3 rRNA genes are annotated in these 5768 nt (G+C 57.9%); all 3 read left to right on the top strand.

The window, feature by feature from the left end:
* The first annotated feature begins 253 nt into the window (after positions 1-253).
* The 3 genes from ACFSE6_RS18825 to rrf all read left to right on the top strand — a co-directional run bounded on the left by ACFSE6_RS18825 (position 254) and on the right by rrf (position 5706).
* Positions 254-1791, top strand: a 16S ribosomal RNA gene (locus ACFSE6_RS18825).
* A 362-nt stretch (positions 1792-2153) separates the two neighbouring features.
* Positions 2154-5283: ribosomal RNA gene (locus ACFSE6_RS18830) — 23S ribosomal RNA — on the top strand.
* Positions 5284-5589: 306 nt separating this feature from the next.
* Positions 5590-5706 (top strand): 5S ribosomal RNA (gene rrf / locus ACFSE6_RS18835).
* The 16S, 23S and 5S rRNA genes sit together here, the layout of an rRNA operon.
* The last annotated feature ends 62 nt before the right edge of the window (positions 5707-5768 follow it).

Below are 5768 nucleotides of genomic sequence, written 5' to 3' on the forward strand. Positions count from 1 at the left end.
CTCGCACGGTGTGTGTCTGTTTTTTGAGAACTCAACAGTGTGCCAAGTTTTTTGATGCCATGTGGGATGCCTGCGTGCTGGCTTTTTTGGTTGGTGTGTGGGTGTTCTGTTTTGTTTTTGGTTTGATGCGCCTGGCCTGGTTCCTCGTTTCTGGGTTGGGTGTGTTGGGCTGGGGTTTTTCTGTTATGGATCTTGGTGTCTGGCTGGCTGGCGGCTTGTTTGTGGTTGTTGGTTGGTTGGGTGCTTTTGGTTTTTATCGGAGAGTTTGATCCTGGCTCAGGACGAACGCTGGCGGCGTGCTTAACACATGCAAGTCGAACGATGAAGACTGGTGCTTGCACTGGTTGGATTAGTGGCGAACGGGTGAGTAACACGTGAGTAACCTGCCCCCTTCTTCGGGATAACTCCGAGAAATCGGTGCTAATACCGGATACGCTCATTGGTCCGCATGGGCTGGTGGGGAAAGTTTTTTCGGTGGGGGATGGGCTCGCGGCCTATCAGCTTGTTGGTGGGGTGATGGCCTACCAAGGCGTCGACGGGTAGCCGGCCTGAGAGGGTGTCCGGCCACACTGGGACTGAGACACGGCCCAGACTCCTACGGGAGGCAGCAGTGGGGAATATTGCACAATGGGCGCAAGCCTGATGCAGCGACGCCGCGTGAGGGATGACGGCCTTCGGGTTGTAAACCTCTTTCAGTACAGAACAAGGCCTCCTTTTTGGGGGTTGAGGGTATGTGCAGAAGAAGCGCCGGCTAACTACGTGCCAGCAGCCGCGGTAATACGTAGGGCGCAAGCGTTGTCCGGAATTATTGGGCGTAAAGAGCTCGTAGGCGGTTTGTCGCGTCTGCTGTGAAAACCTAGGGCTTAACTCTGGGCCTGCAGTGGGTACGGGCAGACTTGAGTGCGGTAGGGGAGACTGGAATTCCTGGTGTAGCGGTGGAATGCGCAGATATCAGGAGGAACACCGGTGGCGAAGGCGGGTCTCTGGGCCGTTACTGACGCTGAGGAGCGAAAGCATGGGGAGCGAACAGGATTAGATACCCTGGTAGTCCATGCCGTAAACGTTGGGCACTAGGTGTGGGGTCTGTTTCCACGGGTTCCGTGCCGTAGCTAACGCATTAAGTGCCCCGCCTGGGGAGTACGGCCGCAAGGCTAAAACTCAAAGGAATTGACGGGGGCCCGCACAAGCGGCGGAGCATGCGGATTAATTCGATGCAACGCGAAGAACCTTACCAAGGCTTGACATGCACTGGAAGCGCTCAGAGATGGGTGTGCCTTTTGGGCCGGTGCACAGGTGGTGCATGGTTGTCGTCAGCTCGTGTCGTGAGATGTTGGGTTAAGTCCCGCAACGAGCGCAACCCTTGTCCTGTGTTGCCAGCGGGTAGTGCCGGGGACTCATGGGAGACTGCCGGGGTCAACTCGGAGGAAGGTGGGGATGACGTCAAATCATCATGCCCCTTATGTCTTGGGCTTCACGCATGCTACAATGGCCGGTACAAAGGGTTGCGATGCCGTGAGGTGGAGCGAATCCCAAAAAGCCGGTCTCAGTTCGGATTGGGGTCTGCAACTCGACCCCATGAAGTCGGAGTCGCTAGTAATCGCAGATCAGCAACGCTGCGGTGAATACGTTCTCGGGCCTTGTACACACCGCCCGTCACGTCACGAAAGTCGGTAACACCCGAAGCCGGTGGCCCAACCCTTGTGGGGGGAGCTGTCGAAGGTGGGACTGGCGATTGGGACGAAGTCGTAACAAGGTAGCCGTACCGGAAGGTGCGGCTGGATCACCTCCTTTCTAAGGAGCTTCTCGTCGCTGCACGCGTTGGTGTGTGGTGTTGGGGGTCGTTTGCTGGTTCCTCGTCAGGGAGGGGCTGGGGCGGCTTTGCTCATGGGTGGAACATCATGGGTTGGCACACTGTTGGGTCCTGAGGAAACAGGGCTGCCGGGTCTGCTGGTCGCATGTGCCTGGGGGGATGGGGGTTGTTGCCTCTGTCGCTGCTGGGTGTGTGTTGGGTGGTGGGCCGTGTCGGGGTGGTTGTTTTCTTGTGGCTGGTCGCTTGGCCCGCACCGTGGTGTTGGTGTGGGTGGGTGTCTTGGTTTGTTGTTTGAGAACTGTATAGTGGACGCGAGCATCTTCTGATCTTTGTGTGATTTGTGGTGTAAGTTTTTAAGAGCGTTCGGTGGATGCCTTGGCACCAGGAGCCGAAGAAGGACGTGGTAGTCTGCGATAAGCCTCGGGGAGTTGGCAAACGAACTGTGATCCGAGGATTTCCGAATGGGGGAACCCGGCCAGAGTCATGTCTGGTTACCCGCGCCTGAATGTATAGGGCGTGTGGGGGGAACGCGGGGAAGTGAAACATCTCAGTACCCGTAGGAAGAGATATTCCGTGAGTAGTGGTGAGCGAAAGCGGATGAGGCTAAACCGTCAGCATGTTCAAGCCGGCAGGCGTTGTGTTGGCGGGGTTGTGGGGCTGCCTTTTACTCATGCTGCCGTGTGGGTGGGGAGTGAGAAAGTCGTGGTGTAGTCGAACGGTCTGGGAAGGCCGGGCGTAGTGGGTGAGACCCCCGTAGACGAAACATTGCGGCCTCCCTGGGGTGGTGCCCGAGTAGCACGGGGCCCGTGAAATCTCGTGTGAATCTGCCAAGACCACTTGGTAAGCCTAAATACTTCCTGGTGACCGATAGCGGACTAGTACCGTGAGGGAAAGGTGAAAAGTACCCCGGGAGGGGAGTGAAATAGTACCTGAAACCGGGCGCTTACAATCCGTCAGAGCCTCCTTGGTTGGGGTGATGGCGTGCCTTTTGAAGAATGAGCCTGCGAGTTAGTGGCATGTGGCGAGGTTAACCCGGGTGGGGAAGCCGTAGCGAAAGCGAGTCCGAAGAGGGCGGTCAGTCGCGTGTTCTAGACCCGAAGCGGAGTGATCTACCCATGGGCAGGTTGAAGCACGTGTAAGAGCGTGTGGAGGACCGAACCCACTTAGGTTGAAAACTGAGGGGATGACCTGTGGGTAGGGGTGAAAGGCCAATCAAACTCCGTGATAGCTGGTTCTCCCCGAAATGCATTTAGGTGCAGCGTCGTGTGTTGCTTGCTGGAGGTAGAGCTACTGGATGGCCGATGGGCCCGACAAGGTTACTGACGTCAACCAAACTCCGAATGCCGGTAAGTTGAGCGCGGCAGTGAGACTGCGGGCGATAAGGTTCGTGGTCGAGAGGGAAACAGCCCAGATCACCGGCTAAGGCCCCTAAGCGTGTGCTAAGTGGGAAAGGATGTGGAGTTGCGAAGACAACCAGGAGGTTGGCTTAGAAGCAGCCATCCTTGAAAGAGTGCGTAATAGCTCACTGGTCAAGTGATTCCGCGCCGACAATGTAGCGGGGCTCAAGCACACCGCCGAAGCCGTGGCAGCTGCGCATGTTCCCTAGTTTCCTGCTCCTTTTGGGGTGGGTTGTTCAGGGGCGTGGCTGGGTAGGGGAGCGTCGTGCGGGCGGTGAAGCCGCGGAGTGATCCAGTGGTGGAGGCCGCACGAGTGAGAATGCAGGCATGAGTAGCGAATGACGGGTGAGAAACCCGTCCGCCGAATGACCAAGGGTTCCAGGGCCAGGTTAATCCGCCCTGGGTAAGTCGGGACCTAAGGCGAGGCCGACAGGCGTAGTCGATGGACAACGGGTTGATATTCCCGTACCGGCGAAGGACCGACCATGCCGAGCCCGGTGATGCTGACCACCCGAACCTGCTGGTTCTTCCTTCGGGAAGGCTGGTGGGGGAGCGTGGGACCCGATCCGGTAGTAGGTAAGCGTGTTAACAGGGGTGACGCAGACAGGTAGCCACCGCGTGCCTAATGGCTTGGCACGTCCAAGGACGCAGGGCGGGGCACAGGTAAATCCGTGCCTCATGTGCCTGAGGTCTGATGGTGACCCCGTATGGGGGAAGCAGGGTGATCCTATGCTGCCGAGAAAAGCCTCGACGCGAGGGACTAGCCGCCCGTACCCGAAACCGACTCAGGTGGTCAGGTAGAGTATACCAAGGCGATCGAGATAATCGTGGTTAAGGAACTCGGCAAAATGCCCCCGTAACTTCGGGAGAAGGGGGGCCCGGAACTTGAAACCCCTTTTGCGGGTTAGGGTGAAGGGCCGCAGAGACCAGGGAGAAGCGACTGTTTATTAAAAACACAGGTCCGTGCGAAGTCGCAAGACGATGTATACGGACTGACGCCTGCCCGGTGCTGGAAGGTTAAGAGGACGGGTTAGTCACCTTGTGTGGCGAAGCCCAGAATTTAAGCCCCAGTAAACGGCGGTGGTAACTATAACCATCCTAAGGTAGCGAAATTCCTTGTCGGGTAAGTTCCGACCTGCACGAATGGCGTAACGACTTCTCCGCTGTCTCAACCACGAACTCGGCGAAATTGCACTACGAGTAAAGATGCTCGTTTCGCGCAGCAGGACGGAAAGACCCCGGGACCTTTACTACAGCTTGGTATTGGTGTTCGGTACGGCTTGTGTAGGATAGGTGGGAGACTGTGAAGCCGCCACGCCAGTGGTGGTGGAGTCATCGTTGAAATACCACTCTGGTCGTACTGCGCATCTAACCTCGGTCCGTGATCCGGACCAGGGACAGTGCCTGGTGGGTAGTTTAACTGGGGCGGTTGCCTCCCAAAATGTAACGGAGGCGCTCAAAGGTTCCCTCAGCCTGGTTGGCAATCAGGTGTCGAGTGCAAGTGCACAAGGGAGCTTGACTGTGAGACTGACGGGTCGAGCAGGGACGAAAGTCGGAACTAGTGATCCGGCGGTGGCTTGTGGAAGCGCCGTCGCTCAACGGATAAAAGGTACCCCGGGGATAACAGGCTGATCTTGCCCAAGAGTCCATATCGACGGCATGGTTTGGCACCTCGATGTCGGCTCGTCGCATCCTGGGGCTGGAGTAGGTCCCAAGGGTTGGGCTGTTCGCCCATTAAAGCGGTACGCGAGCTGGGTTTAGAACGTCGTGAGACAGTTCGGTCCCTATCCGCTGCGCGCGTAGGAAACTTGAGAAGGGCTGTCCCTAGTACGAGAGGACCGGGACGGACGAACCTCTGGTGTGCCAGTTGTTCCGCCAGGAGCACGGCTGGTTGGCCACGTTCGGAAGGGATAACCGCTGAAAGCATCTAAGCGGGAAGCCTGCTTCAAGATGAGGTTTCCACTACCCCGTTCGGGGTGGGAAGGCCCCCTATAGACCATGGGGTTGATAGGCCGGATGTGGAAGCACCGCAAGGTGTGGAGCTGACCGGTACTAATCGGCCGACAACTTACCCCACAACAACACATTCACCACGACCCGCCCGGGTGGCCGTGAAACGGTCAAGCCTTTCCGGCTGGTGTGGTCAAGGGTCGGGGTGTTCGCGTCCACTGTATGGTTCCCGGGCAACAAACCCCGGACAGAACCCCCTTTTCGCAACCCCCTCGTTTTTTCGGGTGTGGTCTTGTTGCGGGCCAAACCCCTGAACGCGGGGTAGGTCACCGCAAACACGCACGTACAAATGCGGGGGCGGGGGTTGGGTCAATTGAATAGTGTCACGACCACGTGTCGTACCTGTTCGGGTTGAGTGTTGTTCGACCAGGTTACGGCGGTCATAGCGAGGGGGAAACGCCCGGCTCCATTCCGAACCCGGAAGCTAAGCCCCTCAGCGCCGATGGTACTGCACGCGCGAGCGTGTGGGAGAGCAGGACACCGCCGTACACACACGTTAAATATCCGAGAAGGGTCCCGGGAAAGGGGGGGTACCGCACACCGCGGCCCCC

Source organism: Georgenia deserti (assembly GCF_042680605.1).
Classification (GTDB): domain Bacteria; phylum Actinomycetota; class Actinomycetes; order Actinomycetales; family Actinomycetaceae; genus Allobogoriella; species Allobogoriella deserti.